The organism is Moraxella tarda (genome assembly GCF_035181405.1).
In the GTDB taxonomy this organism is placed as follows: domain Bacteria; phylum Pseudomonadota; class Gammaproteobacteria; order Pseudomonadales; family Moraxellaceae; genus Moraxella.
Genome location: NZ_JAYGGV010000001.1, coordinates 343,188 through 361,375, shown reverse-complemented (window position 1 = coordinate 361,375; position 18,188 = coordinate 343,188). Strand labels below are relative to the sequence as shown.

Sequence of the window (18,188 nt, the reverse complement as noted above, 5' to 3'; positions counted from 1 at the left end):
ATGACTAGAATTGAAACCACTTTTACAGCTTTAAAACAGCAAAATAAAAAAGCCCTAATTCCCTACATTATGGCAGGCGACCCAAATCCGTCCGTTACGGTGGATTTAATGCACCGCTTGGTGGACGCAGGGGCGGACATTATTGAGATTGGCTTGCCGTTTTCTGACCCAATGGCGGACGGGCAGGTCATCTCATTGGCAGGCGAGCGAGCATTGGCAGGTGGCACAAGCACCACGCAAGCGGTCAAAATGGTGGGGCAGTTTCGTAAGACTAACACCACAACGCCAGTTCTATTAATGGGTTATTTAAATCCTGTTGAGATTATCGGTTATGACGCATTTTTGGATTTGTGTTTACAAAATGGCGTGGACGGCTTATTGCTTGTGGATTTACCGCCCAACGAAACAGACGAAACACTCTCCAAAAAACTTGCCGATAAGCATATCAATCAAATTTTTTTACTTGCCCCCACCACCCAAACCGACCGCCGTCAAGCAGTATTAAAGCATGGCACAGGCTTTATTTATTATGTATCGGTCAAGGGTGTAACAGGCTCAAAGGCTTTGGATACTGATGAAGTGGGCAGACAGGTGCAACAGATTAAAGCCGATACTGATTTGCCTGTTTGCGTAGGGTTTGGCATTCGTGATGGCGAAAGTGCCAAAGCGGTTGCCAAGTTTGCGGACGGCGTGATTGTGGGCAGTGAGCTTGTTAGGCATTTTGCTGATGTGGGGCAAGATACCGCCAAAATTGACAATGCTTGTGCAAACATTTTGGCAAAAATGCAAGAGCTAAGAGTAGCGATTGATGAACTTTGATGATTAACGGTACTAAAAGTGAGGCTTGGGTATAAAATTTATTTGCCAAATAAATAATACAAGTGTAAACTATATTAATCAAAGCATACTCAAAAGTATGCTAAATTGTTATTTACACAAAAAAATAGGATTTTTTATGTCAAATCAAGTTGTCGCTGATGCTACTGAGCCAACCGTTTGGCTAAAACGAGCCATACCAGGGATCAAGCAAGACCGTGTGGTTGTGCCATCTGCGGTAGATACTGAGCCATCAACCGAATGTCCAAATTGCCACTCATTAACAACCAACACAAGTCTGATTTTTAATCAATATGTATGTCCTGATTGTGATCACCATTTGTCTATGTCGGCACGCAAACGCTTAAATTGGTTTTTTGATGATATTAAAAGCGAGCTTGGTCAAGAATATCAAGCAGGCAACCCTCTAAATTTTGTGGACTCCAAGCCTTATCCTAAGCGCATGGCACAGGCACAGGCGAGCACAGGCGAGTCTGAGGCGTTGGTGGTCATGCAGGGTAAAATTAAAAATCTTGAACTGATTGCTTGTGCCTTTGATTTTAAATTTATGGGTGGCTCTATGGGGTCGGTGGTGGGCGATAGATTTGTATTGGCGGGCGAAAAAGCCCTAGCCGAACGCAAGCCGTTGGTCTGCTTTGCGTCAAGCGGTGGGGCAAGAATGCAAGAAGGCTTATTGTCGCTGATGCAAATGGCAAGAACCAGTGCGGTCATTGAGCGACTTAGACAAGCAGGCGTGCCGTATATTGTGGTTTTGACCAATCCTGTCTATGGCGGTGTTACTGCAAGTCTTGCGATGCTTGGCGATATTCATATTGCCGAACCAAAGGCGATGATTGGCTTTGCAGGCAAGCGTGTGATTGAGCAAACGGTGCGAGAAGTGCTAGATGAGCCATTTCAGCGTGCTGAGTTTTTATTACAAAAAGGTACGGTGGATATGGTCGTTCATCGCCATCAGCTTGTAGATACCGTTCATCGTATTTTAACGAAGTTAAGCAAACTGCCGAACGCTTGAGTTTGATTGGTGATACCGCCACTTTGATAAAGTCTGGCTGATCTAATGGTTTTTTGTTAATAATATGCTATAATTAAAACAACGCTTGCAATGCAGGCGTTTTCTTTGTAGTGATGGTCATCAAGTAGGTCTAGATAAGGCGATTGAGTATGCAAAATTTAACTGAGCATGACAGCCTAGAGGCGTGGCTGGAATATATCGCAGGGATTCATGTTTCCGCCATTGATATGGGGCTTGAGCGGGTTTTGCCAATCATCAAAAAATTAGGCATCTCAAACAATGATTTGAATGACCGTCCGTATATTTTTACCGTTGCAGGTACAAATGGTAAAGGTTCGACCACTGCAACCATCGCTCAAATCTGCCAGTGTGCAGGGTTTAGGACCGCTCTTTACCAATCGCCACATTTAATATCATTTACAGAACGCATCAAGATTGATGGCGTGGCCATTGATGAATCAGATTTGGTTCAGGCTTTGGTGCGTGTTGAACAAGCTCGCCTTGAATGTCAATTGTCATTGTCTTTTTTTGAGATGACGACTTTGGCGGCATTTTTAATTTTTAAAGAATCAAATGTAGATGTATGGGTGTTAGAAATTGGTTTGGGCGGTCGGCTTGATGTGGTTAATGCGATTGAACCTGATTTGGCGGTCATCACAAATATTGGTATTGACCATGTTGACTGGCTGGGCGATGATATTGAAAAAATTGGCATGGAAAAAGCGGGGATTATCCGTAAAAATATACCTGTCATTTTAGGTGCAAGGGATTTGCCAAACAGTATTTTTGAGGTGATTGAGGCTAATGATGCCAAAGCTTATCAGATTGGCAAAGACTATGAGTTCTGTGAGTTCTGTGAGTTCTGTGAGTTCTGTGAGTTCTGTGAACAAAGCAATGCTTGGCAGTACTCATCGCAAGGCATTACCCTAAATCTACCTAAGCCAAAATTATCATTATTAAATGCAGTCAATGCCGTGAGTGCGGTATTGGCGTCAGATTTACCAATTAATGAAAATGCCATTAAAGAGGGTCTTGTAAAAGTGACTCTGGCAGGGCGTTTTGACCACCGAATGATTAATGGCAAACGCTGGCTATTTGATGTGGCACACAATGCACATGGCATGAAATTTTTGCTTGAACAATTTGTGCCATACTGGCAGAGCCATAAAAATATCAATCCAAATGCTAAGTTGAATGTTGTGTTTTCCATGCTAGGAGATAAAGACATCGGTGCGGTGCTTGACTTGGTACAAGGTGAGTTAGATCGGGGCAGGCTTGTAATTAGCACTTGGCATATTGCTGCTATTGACCATGTGCGTGCCATGCCACTTGATGATATTTTAACATTGGTGCATCATCATTTAAAAAACCCAAATGCCATCACTCATGACAGTCTGGATTTGGCAGTGCGTGGTGTGATGCAAAAGGCGAGCGAGCAGGATTTGATATTGGTGTTTGGTTCGTTTCATACGGTAGGAGAGGTTTTGACGGTGCTTTTAGGTTAGGGCTGGTCATCTAATTGTGTGATAATTGTAAATAAACAAGGTGCTTGGTGCTTGATGGATTGACAACTTAATAGAAACATTGTATTTTTAATGGTTTGTATTATGATTTGCTCATCATAAAAAAAGCAACATAAAAAGCAGATTAATGGTGCTTTATGATTTCAAAACAAGTGATTTTAGGTTCGGTACTACTCATTGGCGGTGCGGTAACGATTTTTGCCATGACGCAAAACAATAAGCTTGCACAAAGTAGCGATACCACCTTAACACAAGTTGTTAAAGATGGTGGCTTGGTGGCAAAACCTGAGACAAAACCTTTGACCGTTGATGTGATGACAGAGGAAAAGCTTCTTATCCAAAAACAAAAGGAGCGAGAGCTTTACAATCAACAACTTGCTCAAGAGGCTGATGAGCTTTTAAAAGAGCAGGAGCAGGCCAGAATGCTTGCACTTGATAAGGCGAAACAAGAAGCTGGTCAGATACCAAGTACGCACATCGGTGCAGATAGTGCCTCTAAAAGTGAATTGATTGCCGCACCTGAGGTGCAAATTCGCCCAGAGGCCGTCAAGGCGATAAGCACCCAAAAGAACGCACTTGAAGACAAATTGAATCAACAAAAACCACTGACTGAAAAAAAATCTAAAGAAACGGCTGGGGAAGTTGAAGCTGGGCTGGGTGCCAAGTTACCAAGTGCTAAATTACCAAGTGCTAAATTACAAAGTGAGCCTACCTCACCAACTCAACCGAAAGTTGAAACTAAAACGACGGTGCCAGCTAAAGATAAGCACACAGTGGTTCGTGGTGATACACTCATTGGACTATCTCGTAAATACGATGTTCCTGTTTCGGTATTGGCAACGGTGAATGGTATGAATCGCAATGATGCCTTGCCACTTGGTCGTACCATCACGATTCCATCATCAGCACAGCTTGCCAAAATTGACCGAGACAATCAGCAAAAACAAACATCGGACGCTCAAGCAACCACCACCAAAACCAAGGGCGAGCAAGTATCGGTGAATTCTGGCTCTGGCTATAGCTATAGTGTGCAAGTCGCCATATCTCCTGATAAAGCCAAAGTTGATGAAATGGTTGAAAAATATCGTGCAGCAGGCTATCAGGTGAGTGTCAGTCAGACCTCTCGTGGTATGCGAGTATTGGTTGGCTCGGCGGATTCTTATGATGCGGCCAATGAACTAAAACAGAAACTGGCTAAGGATTCACGAGTTGATGCCAAAGGTGCGTGGGTAAAAAAACTGGAAAAATGAATTTGACTTAAATGTATCAGGTTGGGCCAAATTAAGTTGTTAAATCACAAAAGCACGGTGCAACGCCGTGCTTTTGTATTTTTTAGTCATTGATTTATTTGCTTTTTGTATTATTTATCTTTTTTTGAGTGATTTTTTATATGAATGAAATAGTGATGATTTTTGGTGTTGTGTTTTTTATTTTATTGATTATTTGGTTCAAAAAAAATACAAAAACCCCTATTGAGAAGCCAGTTAAAGGCGATGATTTTCCCATTTGGCCGTTTGAGCGAATGCCCATCATGACAGATAGTGAAGTGCAATTTTTTAAAAAATTACAGCTTGCCTTGCCCGATTTTTTGATTTTTAGTCAAGTGCAGCTATCTCGCATCATTGAGCCGAGTGATGAAGCGGGTAATGACCGCCAGTTTTGGTTTAATCGTGTGTGCCGTCAAAGTGTGGATTTTGTGCTGATTGACAAAGACTGCCAAACGGTACTTATTGCCATTGAGCTTGATGATTGGACGCATGAGAGCCAAACTCGGCAAAAGCAAGATGCAAAAAAAGACAAGGCATTAGCGAGTGCAGGAATTCCCATCATTCGCTTTCATGCTGAAAAGATGCCAAGTATCGAGATGATACGCACAGATGTACTGGAAGTATTAAGATGTTTTGGTTAAAACAGGGTTGGGCTGTATAAAAACTTAATAACTTAATAAAAAAATAACACATCAATTGGTGTGTTATTTTTTTGATTGATTTAGCAGAGGGATAAAAAAAATTATTTTTGCTTATAAGTCTTATGGCATGAGCCACAGCTTTCGTTCAGTCTGCCAAGTACACGACTGACATCATCGGCAGATTGTGCCTCTTTGGCAATGGCTGACAGTTCATCAGCGATAGCATTAAATTCGTCCGCCTGAGCTTTAAACCCTGCACCATCTGACCAAACAGCATCTTGTGATTTGCCTTTATTGGCAGAATCAGCAAAGCTTTCCCATGCTTTATTGGTACTTTCTTTGATAAAATCAGCCTGTTCTTTAAAAGTAGCGGCATCAAAGGTGTCTGGCTTTTCAACCATGCTTTTCATGATGTCATTGGCAGCACGCCAATCTTGCATGATGTTTTGGCGGGTTTTAATGTCGTTAGGGCTTTGAGAGGCTGAATTGCAGGCGACAAGCATCAAAGCTGATGCGATGAGTACAACAAATGTTTTATTAGATGATTTCATGGCTGTCTTTGTCTAGATGGCTTTTATGTTGTTAAAGTTTGGCAAAAAAATGCCTTGCTGAGTTTGTAATATATCATATTCATGATGAATGCTCAATGACCACGCTTTTTATGACAATAGATAAAAGACAAATAAAAACTTTGGCATACTTTTATCTTTGGGTTGTTTTGTGTATTGTGCGTATTGCCCTACCAAAGACAATGGCTTTTTTTTTAAAATACAAGAATCACAAAATTTAGACAAATTCATGGTTAATGATGATTTGCTTAAATTTTTGTTTGTGTCATCATTGGCAAAAAAGCTATTTAGTCATAGACAGCCAGTCTTTGGGTTTTAAATAAAAATCAGTCAATTCAAATTCTCGTGTGCCTGATTTGGGTTCGTAGCGGTATGACCAACTTGCCAAGGGAGGCATACTGACCAAGATAGACTCGGTGCGACCATTTGACTGCAAACCAAAAATTGTACCACGGTCGTAGATGAGGTTGTATTCAACATATCGTCCACGGCGATAAAGCTGAAATTCTCGTTCATTGGCGGTGTAGGCTTTATGTTTATTACGCTCAAAAATCGGTATAATGCCGTCAATATAACCTTGACCAACTGCCTGCATGAAGGCAAAGCATTGATCAAAATCCCAACCTGTTGTACTGGTGTTCATGTCATCATAAAACAAACCACCCACACCACGACATTCGTCTCGATGTTTTAGATAAAAATATTCATCACACCATGTTTTAAATTTGGGATAAATCTCACTGCCAAAAGGCAGGCACAGCTCATGTGCTACTGTATGCCAATGCACAACATCTGACAAATTGGGATAAAAAGGTGTTAGATCAAATCCACCACCAAACCACCAAACTGGCTCACCGCCATTGATGGGTTGTGCCATGAATAGCCGTACATTGGCATGACTGGTAGGGACATGAGGATTTTTTGGGTGGATAACAAGCGAGACACCCATCGCTTGCGCTTTTGCTCCAGCAAGTTGAGGATAGCGTTCCGTGGCAGATGGCGGTAGTTTATTGATGTGAATATGGCTGAACATCACACCGCCTTTTTCAATCACTTGCCCACCGCTCATCACGCATGAGCGACCTCCACCACCTTCGGCACGCTCCCAATCATCAGCGATGAATTTGACATTACTTGCACCATCAACACCGCCTGTATGTTCTTGATTTTCTAGAGCATGGCAAATATTTGCTTGTAGATTTAATAAAAATTTACGCACTGCCAGAAGCTTGGTCTCATAATCAACTAAAATTAAATCTTGCATGAGCTTGCCTTTTGTATTTTTTTAAATGATGATTGTTCAATTTTATTGGTCAAAGTTGTCAGTAAAAGCTGTCAATACTTAATGTTTGATATGTTTGCTTGGCTTAATCAGATGCCCCATTTTGGCATCTTTAACATCTAAATAACCTTCATTGTGCGGATTGACACCAACGATGAGCGGAATGCGTGCGACAACATCAATACCCAATGATTTTAGTTCATTGATTTTATTTGGGTTATTTGTCATGATGTTTAACTGTTTGACCCCTACATGGTCAAGCATTTCTTTGCACATTTCATAAGTGCGTGCATCGGCTGGCAGACCGAGTAATAAATTGGCTTCTAGGGTGTCATGCCCTTGGTCTTGCAAGGCATAGGCACGAATTTTATTAGTAAGTCCGATGCCACGGCCTTCTTGGCGTAAATACAAAATAGCCCCACAGCCGTGCGATTGTATCGCTTGCATGGCGGTGTTTAATTGTGGGCCACAATCACATTTAAGCGAGCCAAACGCATCGCCTGTCAGACACTCAGAATGAATGCGTATGATGGGTGTGATGGTAGGATTATCACTAGGTAGGCCGCAGCTTAGCATGATGTGCTCTTGTCCAGTTTCATTTTCAAAAACATGAATGTCAAAATCACCATGCACTGTAGGCAGTTTGGCTTTGCTGATGAAATGGTACAAAATAAACCCCAAAAATGGCAGTATGCCAGTCGTAATTCTTTATGGCTTGATGGATAATTATGAAAAATAATAAAAAAGCGTATCATCTGGTTAAAAATAATGGTGTTTTTCTAGCAAAAATAAAGCCCATCTTGTAAAATAGTCGCATGATGTTGCTAAAAATGCTATTATGCCACACTCTTTGATTGATTGAAAAGCGATTGATTGAAAAATGGTGGATTATTACGCCGCACGACCTAATACTGATTAATTGGAATACAGCCAGTCATGCCAAATTCTACTGACAGCCAAAATTTTCACCCCAAGATTTTTGAGAAGATGCCAATAGAGCGTCCAAGCACCCCTTTGCTTGATAAGATTGATTCCCCTAAGGATTTAAAAGGCTTGGCGATTGATGAGCTGTGCCAATTAGCTGATGAGTTGCGTGAATATCTTTTGTATTCAGTGGGACAGTCGGGCGGGCATTTTGGTGCAAATTTGGGTGTGGTAGAGTTGACGGTCGCTTTACATACCATTTATGATACGCCTTACGATAAACTTGTGTGGGATGTGGGTCATCAGGCCTATGCCCATAAGGTACTGACAGGTCGACGGGACAAATTGGCAGGCATTCGCTCAAAGGGTGGTTTAACGGCATTTCCTGAGCGTATGGAAAGTGAATATGATACTTTTGGTGTGGGGCATTCATCAACATCCATCTCGGCAGGGCTTGGCATGAGCTTGGCCAGCCGTCTTTTGGGCGAACATCGAAAAATCATCTCTATCATCGGCGATGGGGCAATGACAGGCGGTATGGCCTTTGAAGCGATGAATGATGCGGTACAGCAAAATGCTGATTTGACGGTCGTACTCAATGATAATGATATGTCAATCTCACAAGCAATAGGTGGATTTAGCCGTCATTTGGCACGCCTTTGGCAACGAGGTTTGGCTTTTGATATTGACAAACATGGCAATATTTTGATGACCAAGCGTGAGATTAATGCTGATGATCGTCGGGTACGCCACTATCTACACATGGCAACTGATGTCAAAGAAACGCTTGAGAAAATTCCTGCTAAAATTGGTGGTAATATCACCAAAAGCATTGGCAATCTATTTGGTAAAAATGCACCGCCAATGCCTTTATCGGATAAAATAGCCGAAAAGCTCAATGATCATATTTTTCCTGATAATTTATTTAAAGCGATTGGTTTTACTTATCTTGGCCCTTTTGATGGTCATGATTTGCCAAAACTTTTGCAGGTTTTTGAGCGAGCTAAGCGGTTAAAGGGGGCGGTACTGATCCATGTGCATACAGTGAAGGGCAGGGGGTTTTTACCTGCTGAAGCTGATCCCATCAAATATCACGCCATTGGTAAATTGCCCAAAGCTGATGTATCGGACAATGTGCCTACCAAGCCTGCCAAAAAGTATTCTGATGTTTTTGGTGAATGGCTCATGGAGACCGCAGATGATAAAAACATGGTTGCCATTACCCCCGCCATGTGCGAAGGCTCTGGCATGGTTGAGTTTTCTAAGTCGTATCCTGATAAGTTTTTTGATGTTGCCATTGCTGAACAACATGCTGTAACATTGGCTGGTGGCATGGCGACAGGTGGGCTAAAGCCTGTGGTGGCAATTTATTCTACTTTTTTGCAGCGTGGCTATGATCAGCTGATACATGATATTGCCTTACAAAATCTTGATGTAACCTTTGCAATTGACCGAGCAGGGCTGGTGGGTGAAGATGGGGCGACACACGCAGGGGTGTTTGATTTGGCGTATTTGCGTTGCGTGCCAAATGTGGTGATTGCTACGCCAAGTGATGAAAATGAATGCTATCAATTGCTCAATGCTTGCTATGAATATAAAGGTGTGTCAGCTGTTCGCTATCCTAGGGGCGTAGGAATTGGAGCAGGTATTAGCAAAACTGCTCAAAAGTGGGCCATTGGTAAAGGTAAAATTGTTTTTGAAAAACAATCTGGTGGTGATGGGCACTTGGTGTTGTTTAACTTTGGTACTCGTTTGGCAGATGCTTTGGAAGCGATAAAAAAATTGACCAATGACAATGTGTCCATGACAGTCGTTGATATGCGGTGGGTTAAACCGCTTGATACAACACTGATTGACACATTGGTAAAATCAGCAACTCATGTGGCAACCCTTGAAGAGCATCAAATCATGGGCGGTGCAGGTTCGGCTGTTAATGAATACTTGGCGGATAAGGGTGTTGCCTTACCGATTAAAAATATTGGCATTAAAGATGAGTTCATCGCACATGGCTCGTATGCTGAACAACTGGCAGAGTGCCAGCTTGATGAGAAAGGGATTGCTGAACAGCTACAAGCATTGCTACAATCTAACAAGTATTAAGTGGATTGCTTTTACATCTTAATATTTTAATCAACATGATTTAATCAACAAGGTGTTTTGTGTGAAAATGATTGCTTGGGTGTGCGTAAGCATGATTGATGATATGCAAAAAATGTAAAAACTGTCATCGCTGATTGGGCTGGCAAAAAACATGGTAAATATGCTCAAATTAAGCTATAATAGCGGTTTTGCATGATGAATGTAAAAAACACTCTTTAACTCATTTAATATTTAATAAAACTCATCAAAATTAATTTGCAAGGTGTATTATGGAGCCGATGGTAGTTATCGCATCACAGGTAGCACAAAAAGTAGGTCATGAGATTTTGCGTGCTCACGAAAATCGTCATCGTGTTGATCTGGCAGTTGAGTCAAAAGGCTTAGATGGTTTGGTTACGAAGGTTGACCGCTATGCCGAAGAACTGACCATTTCTTTATTAAAAGAAAGCTACCCAAACCATTCCTTTTTAGGCGAAGAATTTGGCTTGCAAGAGGGTAAGGGCAGTGATGCTGAGTGGTGCTGGGTGATCGACCCTCTAGACGGTACGCACAACTTTGTGCATGGTGTGCCACATTTTTGTGTGTCCATTGCTGTTCAAAAAAATGGTGTAACAGAGCATGGCGTTGTCTATGACCCTGTGCGTGATGAGATGTTTACTGCTTCTCGTGGTCGTGGTGCACGCCTCAATCAGCGTCGCTTAGCCGTCTCTGATTGCAAGACCATTGCAGGCGGATTATTTACCACAGGGCACCCTTATGAGCGTATGGTGGGTGAGGCTCGCACCAGTTTTGCGCGTCAGCACTTTGCTAGCCTACAAGCCATCTGTGAAAACGGTGGTCAGGTGCGTCGTTTTGGTTCGGCAGCATTGGACCTATGCTATGTGGCAGCAGGGCGTTTTGATGGTTACTTTGAGATGTCATTAAAGCCTTGGGATGTGGCAGCAGGCGAGCTGATTGTTACTGAGGCACGAGGCGTGGTTGTGGACCATCACGGTGCAAATCATGCAATGACCACTGGTTCGGTGTTTGCGTGCAATGTTAAATTGCTTAAACCGTTAATGCAATTGGTTATCCCAGCTTGGGAAAACTCGTTGAATAAGTGATTTTTTGTTGTTCTATATCAAGTCTTTAATGTACAATCATTAAAAAAAACCCAAGCCGTTAAAAGCTTGGGTTTTTTATTTGAAAATTTACTCATTAAAGCAAGTGTCAATCTAGAAGGCTTTCGTATTCTGTCAGATTTTTCTCAATCAACTGCGGTAAGACATCAATGTTTGGTAAGGCACTATTACAAGCGGTAATGCCAAAATCAAGTTTGTCTTCATAATTGGTGAGCGTGATATTAAGAGCTTGACCATCAAACAATACTGATGCAGGAAAAATTCCTGTCAAGCGTGCACCATTTAGGTAAAGCGGTTCATTCTTACTGGGCACATTAGAGATGATGAGATTAAAGGCTTGTTTGGCAGGATAAAGTCTGGTTGCAAGATTGATGCCAGCCCAGCCATAAATCAATGCACTGTAATTAATCACTTGTGCTTGCGTCATGCGAGAAAAGCGTCTTTTGCCACTGTTAATGCTTGCTTTAATGGTATTTAGCCTTTTAAGAGGGTCGTATTCATCGGTTGCCAGATTGGTCAATAAAAATGACAGCTGATTGCCGATTTTACTTTCATCTTGGCGTAAGCTGACTGGCACAAAGGCAACCAAGGGTTTATTGGGCAAAGCGTTTTGACTGATGAGGTAATCTCGTAACGCACCAGAGCTTACCGCCAAAATGATGTCGTTGGTTGTTACTGAAAAATACTGAGCAACTGTGGCAAACCGCCTTTTATCAAAGGATTTGAATATGAGCGAGCGAGTGTTTGAGATACGCTGATTTAGTATGGATTTGGGGGCATTAAAGGTGCTTAGAAAATTTTTGCGATGGCGATGCTTAAAACCTCGTATGACTTCACGAATGACAGGCTTGATGGTATTGATTTGCTCTTTGATGATGTTTATGGGCGGTTTATGAATGGGTAAGATGGCATCGATTTGACTGCGGTATTTGGTGGATAATGACCAAAAAGGCAGGCTGAATTTGTCATCGGGCGAACAAGATAGTGATTGTTGAAGTAAACGCATGGCAGCGATACCGTCCATCATGGCGTGATGCACTTTAAGATAAATGGCAAAACGCATGGGTGCGCCATCTTGTTCTGGCTCAATCCCTTCAATGAGATGAAGCTCCCATAAAGGCCGTTTACGATCAAGCATTTCTCCGTGTGCAGCCGAGATATGTGCCATGAGTGTGTCAGTACCACTATTGGCAGGGAGCTTGATGTGTTTGATGTGATGATTGATATCAAAATTCTTTTGGCTGTCCCAAAAGCCAAATTTGACCAAAACCTGATCAAAAGGAAAGCTGGGCGTTGCGTTATTGGCTTTGATTTGCTGAATAAACTCGCTCACATGGTTGCCATCTACCCCCAAGGGCATTTCAAAAATACAAAGCCCTGCCACATGCATGGGTTGTTTTTTTGATTCTAAAATCAAAAAAAGATGGTCAACAGCAGTTAAAGCACGCACGGTGGTCATTCCTTGTGACTATTGAAAAAAGTATCCAGTTTGTGGACTGCTTGCAACTGCCGTTTTTCGCATGGGCATTCTACCTGCCAAAAAAGCTTGACGACCTGAAATGACAGCATTTTTCATGGCGTGTGCCATCAGTACAGGGTTTTGTGCGTAGGCGATGGCAGAATTCATCAACACACCATCACAACCAAGCTCCATTGCTATTGCTGCATCAGAGGCAGTGCCAACACCTGCATCTACTAAGATTGGCACATTGGCATTTTCAATGATGATGCTTAGCGTATGGCGGTTAAGTATACCCAAGCCAGAACCAATCAAGCTACCTAAGGGCATGACTGCCACACAGCCCATGTTTTCTAATTCTTTGGCAATGATTGGGTCGTCTGATGTATAGACCATCACATCAAAGCCATCATCAATCAATACACGCGCCGCTTTTAGAGTCTCGGTAACATTGGGGTAAAGCGTTTTTTCATCGCCTAAAACTTCCAATTTGACCAAATTATGCCCATCAAGCAATTCACGAGCAAGCTGGCAGGTGCGAATGGCACTCTTGGCATCAAAGCAACCTGCAGTATTTGGTAAAATGGTATAATCTTTGGGTGAAATCACATCAAGTAGATTTGGCTCACCCTTATGTTGACCGATATTAGTACGACGAATTGCAACAGTAACAATTTCACTGCCACTGGCATTGATGGCATTGCCTGTTTGGGTTAAGTCTTTGTACTTTCCTGTACCAACCAGCAGACGAGATGAAAAAGAGCGGCTACCAATATTTAAAATATCATTGTCCAGACTGTTTGGAGATTGAGTGGAGATGGTTGTGGTCATAATACGGCTCTTGTTGTGTGAATTTTAATGATAAAATTGATAAGAGTGCTGGTTAGTATAGCAAATTTTACCAAGTATTTTTACTAAAAATTAAGCTAATTGCATGATGATTGATTTTAATCAAATATTGGGTTGATAACCAATTTTTAGATTGATTAAAATTTTTGATATAAAAAAATTGGCTAGATGTTTGGCTAAATATCAATGAATGCGGTCATATGGGGTGTTGAGAAATATTGAATTAAATAAAAAAAGCCTACTTATGAAAAGAGGCTTTTTTTGAATATGGGGTGACTAATGGGACTTGAACCCACGACAACCGGAATCACAATCCGGGGCTCTACCAACTGAGCTATAGCCACCATAATTTTAAAAATAAAAAAATAAAATCAGGCAAATGGCGCGCCTGGCAGGATTCGAACCTGCGACCACCTGCTTAGAAGGCAGATGCTCTATCCAACTGAGCTACAGGCGCTCATGTGGCTTAATGTTAGTTTAGCAATGTTATTACTTAAATAATAAGTTAATAACTACTAACAAAAAAAGCCGTTAAGGCTTTGAAATTGGTCGGAGTGGAGGGATTCGAACCCCCGACCCTCTGGTCCCAAACCAGATGCGCTACCAAGCTGCGCTACACTCCGATTTACTTTTTAACCTAGGCTTTAACTTTCGTTATCTGCCATCGTTCGTTGTGGTGCGTATGATACAGGCAAGATGCCAGTGTGTCAATTAATTTTTTTAAAAAAATAATAAAAAATTCATAAATATTTGATTTTATTGATTTTTTTAAATTTACCATCGCATTTGTCAACTGATGACATCTTCGACAAAAATTGTTTTTAATGGTGTCATCAGTTGTTGTTGGCTACCAAAAAATACTTTTTAATTTTAATTTTGATAGTGTTCTATTGTGTTTTGGTGTCATCATTTTTGCTGATGATTTTCATGCCAAGGGCTTTTGCGGCACGAGTACCGCCTGTCAGATGAATGATGTTGCGATTGGGGTTGAGGTCATTTAGGTAATTGACGGCTTTTTCGGCTTTGGTGCCACCACCACACAAAACATAGATGTCGCCTGTGGTGGCGTCTAGCAATTCTTGATTGAGCATATCTAGCGGGACATTTTTTGCGTGTTGTATGTGCCCGTCTTGGTAGTTTTGTAAGTCTCGCACATCCCAAATGATTTTGTCTGCACTTGGGGTGAAATCTTTAATATCCAGTTGGGTTATCATTCTTTACTCCAAAGTAATAAAAAAATAATCAAAAAATTGTATAATATTTTCAATTTAACACAAATGATTTAAGATGACAATGATAATAAATGCTAAAAAACGCTGTGCTTGGTGTGGCGATGACCCAATTTATCAAGCTTATCATGATGATGAATGGGGAGTGGCTTGTCATGATGATAGACGCCTGTTTGCCATGTTGTGTTTAGAAGGAATGCAAGCGGGATTAAGCTGGATTACTATTTTAAAAAAGCAAGATGCTTATTATCGTGCGTTTGATGGCTTTGATGCAATCAAAATTGCCAAATACGATGAACAAAAAATTGATGAACTGATGAATAATGCTGGCATCATTCGTCATCGCTTAAAAATACAGGCGATTATTGGCAATGCCAAAGCCTATTTAAAAGTAACGCAAAATCAATCATTTAATGATTATATTTGGGGGATTGTTGCGTGTCATCAGGCTCAGACACCGCTTGTCAATCAGCCAAAAAATTTAGCTGACATTCCCACCCAAAGCAATGCAAGTGTGATGTTATCAAAACAGCTTAAAAAAGACGGCTTTAAATTTGTCGGTGCAACCATCTGCTATGCCTATATGCAAGCCTGTGGCATGGTAAACGATCATATGAGCGATTGCGACTTTAAATACACCAAAATCTAAATTGTTTCAAAACTTGCCCAAAAAAAAGAATAAAGTATTTTTAAAAAGAAAGCGTAAAAAATTCATTCTCCCCCTATATTTTTTTGGTAAATTTTAGTAAAATTCGGTTTTACCAGTAAGCGTTGAATGATTATGACTAAATTTATCTTTGTAACAGGTGGGGTGGTGTCATCTTTGGGTAAGGGCATTACTGCTGCATCTTTGGCGGCCGTTTTAGAAGCTCGTGGCCTAAAGGTTACCATGACTAAAATGGACCCTTATATCAATGTTGATCCAGGGACGATGAGTCCATTTCAGCATGGAGAGGTTTTTGTTACCGAAGATGGTGCAGAGACCGACCTTGACTTAGGTTATTACGAGCGTTTCTTGCGTCATTCAAAAATGAGCAAGGTGAATAATTTTACCTCGGGGCGTATTTATCAGACTGTACTTGCCAAAGAGCGTCGTGGTGACTATCTGGGCGGTACGGTTCAGGTCATTCCTCATATTACTGATGAGATTAAGGCACGCGTGCGTGCATCTGGTGAAGGGTTTGACATTGCTATCATTGAAATTGGTGGTACGGTAGGTGATATTGAGAGTTTACCATTCATGGAGGCGGTGCGTCAGCTACAAGTGGAGCTTGGGCATGATAATTCAATGCTCATGCACCTAACTTTACTTCCTTATATTAAATCTGCCAGTGAACTAAAAACGAAACCAACCCAGCATTCTGTCAAAGAGCTACTCTCTATTGGTATTCAGCCAGATGTTTTGGTATGTCGCACCGAGTATGATGTTGATGCTGACACCAAGCGTAAAATTGCCCTATTTACCAATGTGTCAGAGCGTGCTGTTGTGGTGTGTAAAGATGCCCGCAGCATCTATGAAATTCCACGCACTTTTTATGAGCAAAATCTTGATGATTTGGTGTGCGAACGCTTTGGTTTTGATGTACCAGAAGCCGACCTGTCTGATTGGGACAAGGTGATTGAAGGCTTATTCACAGCACAAGGCGAGATTATTGTGGCGATGGTAGGCAAATATGTTGAATTGCCCGATGCTTATAAGTCAGTTAATGAAGCATTATTACATGCAGGCATTCACAATAAAACCAAAGTCAAAATTCATTATATTGATGCCGAAAAATTAGAAACCGAACCATGCTTGATGGACGAATTAAAATCATGCGATGCGGTTTTGGTGCCAGGTGGTTTTGGTGAGCGTGGTACTTTGGGCAAGATGATGGCGGTGCGGTATGCTCGTGAAAATAATAAGCCGTATTTGGGTATTTGTCTGGGTATGCAACTTGCTGTGATTGAATTTGCACGCAATGTACTGGGGCTACAAGCCAACTCAACCGAATTTGACCGTAAGGCTGCCGATCCAATCATTGGGCTGATTACCGAATGGTTTGATGAAAAAGGTGAATTACAAATCCGCTCAGATGATAGCGATTTGGGCGGTACGATGAGACTGGGTGCACAAGAGGCGCAGCTGGTGCCTGATTCAAAACTTGCCAAAATTTATGGTGCACAGAATATCACCGAACGCCATCGCCATCGCTACGAAATGAATAACCGCTATATTGAGGTGCTTGAAAAAGCAGGTATGAAGATTTCGGGTTACTCCGCTAAGCAACATTTGGTAGAGGCGGTGGAAATTGAGAACCACCCTTGGTTTGTGGCGGTGCAATACCACCCAGAATTTACCAGCTCGCCTCGTGGTGGACATCCGCTGTTTAATAGCTTTATCAAGGCGGCAATTGATGTGAAAGGCTAACAAATACAAAGCATGCCAAAAAGTTGGTGTGCTTTTTGTTCAAGGTGTTTTAAGTCAAGTAAAATAACTTCAATAAAAAGGAAGTAATGATGACGCAGTCATTAAATAGACCCAATTCACACATCAATGTGGCGGGGATTGAAATTGGCAATGACAAGCCTTTTGTGCTGTTTGGTGGCATGAATGTGCTAGAAAGTCGTGAACTTGCTTTTGAGATTGCTGAGTGCTATATCGATATTTGTACCCGCCTAAACATTGGCTATGTATTTAAGGCAAGTTTTGATAAGGCAAATCGCTCAAGCCTGCATTCTTTTCGTGGTCCAAGCCTTGAGACTGGTTTGACTTGGCTAAACGACATTAAAGAAAAATATGATGTGCCAATCATCACCGATGTGCATGAGCCGTATCAAGCTGCACCTGTGGCAAAAGTAGCGGACATCATTCAGTTGCCTGCCTTTTTAAGCCGTCAGACCGATCTTGTGAGTGCGATGGCAAAAACTGGGGCGGTCATCAATATCAAAAAGGCTCAATTTTTGGCACCACATGAGATGCAACACATCATCAATAAATGCCTAGAAGCTGGTAATGATAAGGTGATTTTGTGCGAGCGTGGCACCTCGTTTGGCTATAATAATCTGATCGTGGACATGCTTGGCTTTGACATCATGAAGGCGATGAATGTGCCTGTCTTTTTTGATGTAACGCATGCACTACAAGAGCCGGGAGCCAGAATTGACAGTGCTGGTGGTCGTCGCCATCAAATCACAACCTTGGCTCGTGCAGGCATGGCGACAGGATTGGCAGGTCTGTTCCTAGAGGCACACCCAAATCCTGATGAAGCAAAATGCGATGGTCCTTGTGCATTGCGACTTGATCAGCTTGAACCTTTTTTAATGCAGTTAAAGCAGATTGATGATTTGGTAAAAGGCTTTGCCATGCTAAACACGCAATGACCAATCCACCA

General features: G+C 41.8%; 16 protein-coding genes and 3 tRNA genes. 10 read left to right on the top strand and 9 right to left on the bottom strand.

Annotated elements, in window-relative coordinates:
• The 5 genes from trpA to U9670_RS01760 all read left to right on the top strand — a co-directional run bounded on the left by trpA (window position 1) and on the right by U9670_RS01760 (window position 5,281).
• Complete coding sequence (gene trpA / locus U9670_RS01780) at window positions 1-819, top strand: tryptophan synthase subunit alpha (RefSeq protein ID WP_323841727.1); 819 nt, start codon at window positions 1-3, stop codon at window positions 817-819.
• 136 nt (window positions 820-955) lie between these two features.
• Window positions 956-1,849 (top strand): acetyl-CoA carboxylase, carboxyltransferase subunit beta, encoded by an 894-nt coding sequence (accD, locus tag U9670_RS01775; protein ID WP_323841728.1) that lies wholly within the window; start codon window positions 956-958, stop codon window positions 1,847-1,849.
• Between the two features lie 149 nt (window positions 1,850-1,998).
• Window positions 1,999-3,354: a bifunctional folylpolyglutamate synthase/dihydrofolate synthase gene (locus U9670_RS01770; protein WP_323841729.1), complete on the top strand. Its 1,356-nt coding sequence runs from the start codon at window positions 1,999-2,001 to the stop codon at window positions 3,352-3,354.
• A 155-nt stretch (window positions 3,355-3,509) separates the two neighbouring features.
• Window positions 3,510-4,622 (top strand): SPOR and LysM peptidoglycan-binding domain-containing protein, encoded by a 1,113-nt coding sequence (locus tag U9670_RS01765; RefSeq protein ID WP_323841730.1) that lies wholly within the window; start codon window positions 3,510-3,512, stop codon window positions 4,620-4,622.
• A gap of 140 nt (window positions 4,623-4,762) precedes the next feature.
• Window positions 4,763-5,281, top strand: coding sequence for a DUF2726 domain-containing protein (locus U9670_RS01760; protein ID WP_323842633.1), 519 nt, complete (start codon window positions 4,763-4,765; stop codon window positions 5,279-5,281).
• Between the two features lie 101 nt (window positions 5,282-5,382).
• On the opposite strand, the gene U9670_RS01755 is transcribed toward U9670_RS01760, so the two are convergent.
• From U9670_RS01755 to ribA, 3 genes are all read right to left on the bottom strand, one after another.
• A complete protein-coding gene (locus tag U9670_RS01755; protein ID WP_323841732.1) occupies window positions 5,383-5,832 on the bottom strand; it encodes a c-type cytochrome in 450 nt (149 codons plus the stop codon).
• A gap of 301 nt (window positions 5,833-6,133) precedes the next feature.
• The gene (gene hemF / locus U9670_RS01750; protein ID WP_323841733.1) at window positions 6,134-7,114 is read right to left on the bottom strand and encodes an oxygen-dependent coproporphyrinogen oxidase; all 981 of its coding nucleotides are present in this window, start codon (window positions 7,112-7,114) and stop codon (window positions 6,134-6,136) included.
• 78 nt (window positions 7,115-7,192) lie between these two features.
• On the bottom strand, window positions 7,193-7,801 hold the full coding sequence (gene ribA / locus U9670_RS01745) for a GTP cyclohydrolase II (protein WP_323841734.1): 609 nt from the start codon (window positions 7,799-7,801) through the stop codon (window positions 7,193-7,195).
• A gap of 267 nt (window positions 7,802-8,068) precedes the next feature.
• Between ribA and dxs the strand changes: the two genes are divergently transcribed.
• Together dxs and U9670_RS01735 are read left to right on the top strand one after the other, a co-directional pair.
• Complete coding sequence (gene dxs, locus U9670_RS01740) at window positions 8,069-10,156, top strand: 1-deoxy-D-xylulose-5-phosphate synthase (protein WP_323841735.1); 2,088 nt, start codon at window positions 8,069-8,071, stop codon at window positions 10,154-10,156.
• Window positions 10,157-10,425: 269 nt separating this feature from the next.
• Window positions 10,426-11,259: an inositol monophosphatase family protein gene (locus U9670_RS01735; protein WP_323841736.1), complete on the top strand. Its 834-nt coding sequence runs from the start codon at window positions 10,426-10,428 to the stop codon at window positions 11,257-11,259.
• 106 nt (window positions 11,260-11,365) lie between these two features.
• Here the strand turns inward: U9670_RS01735 and U9670_RS01730 are convergent, their stop codons facing one another.
• The 6 genes from U9670_RS01730 to U9670_RS01705 form a co-directional block, all read right to left on the bottom strand.
• Window positions 11,366-12,727, bottom strand: a complete 1,362-nt coding sequence (locus U9670_RS01730; protein WP_323841737.1) for a WS/DGAT/MGAT family O-acyltransferase — start codon at window positions 12,725-12,727, stop codon at window positions 11,366-11,368.
• Between the two features lie 18 nt (window positions 12,728-12,745).
• Complete coding sequence (locus tag U9670_RS01725) at window positions 12,746-13,567, bottom strand: thiazole synthase (protein WP_323841738.1); 822 nt, start codon at window positions 13,565-13,567, stop codon at window positions 12,746-12,748.
• Window positions 13,568-13,853: 286 nt separating this feature from the next.
• Window positions 13,854-13,929, bottom strand: a tRNA-His gene (locus U9670_RS01720).
• 36 nt (window positions 13,930-13,965) lie between these two features.
• Window positions 13,966-14,042, bottom strand: a tRNA-Arg gene (locus tag U9670_RS01715).
• A gap of 89 nt (window positions 14,043-14,131) precedes the next feature.
• Window positions 14,132-14,208 (bottom strand) — tRNA-Pro (locus tag U9670_RS01710).
• A gap of 264 nt (window positions 14,209-14,472) precedes the next feature.
• Complete coding sequence (locus U9670_RS01705) at window positions 14,473-14,799, bottom strand: rhodanese-like domain-containing protein (protein ID WP_323841739.1); 327 nt, start codon at window positions 14,797-14,799, stop codon at window positions 14,473-14,475.
• Between the two features lie 73 nt (window positions 14,800-14,872).
• On the opposite strand from U9670_RS01705, the gene U9670_RS01700 reads away from it, so the two are divergent.
• The 3 genes from U9670_RS01700 (at window position 14,873) to kdsA (ending at window position 18,177) form a co-directional block, all read left to right on the top strand.
• Complete coding sequence (locus U9670_RS01700) at window positions 14,873-15,463, top strand: DNA-3-methyladenine glycosylase I (protein ID WP_323841740.1); 591 nt, start codon at window positions 14,873-14,875, stop codon at window positions 15,461-15,463.
• A 132-nt stretch (window positions 15,464-15,595) separates the two neighbouring features.
• A complete protein-coding gene (pyrG, locus tag U9670_RS01695) occupies window positions 15,596-17,224 on the top strand; it encodes a CTP synthase (RefSeq protein ID WP_323841741.1) in 1,629 nt (542 codons plus the stop codon).
• An 89-nt stretch (window positions 17,225-17,313) separates the two neighbouring features.
• Window positions 17,314-18,177 carry a 3-deoxy-8-phosphooctulonate synthase gene (gene kdsA, locus U9670_RS01690; protein WP_323841742.1) on the top strand — a complete coding sequence of 288 codons (864 nt, stop codon included), beginning with the start codon at window positions 17,314-17,316 and terminating at the stop codon, window positions 18,175-18,177.
• Window positions 18,178-18,188: the final 11 nt, after the last annotated feature.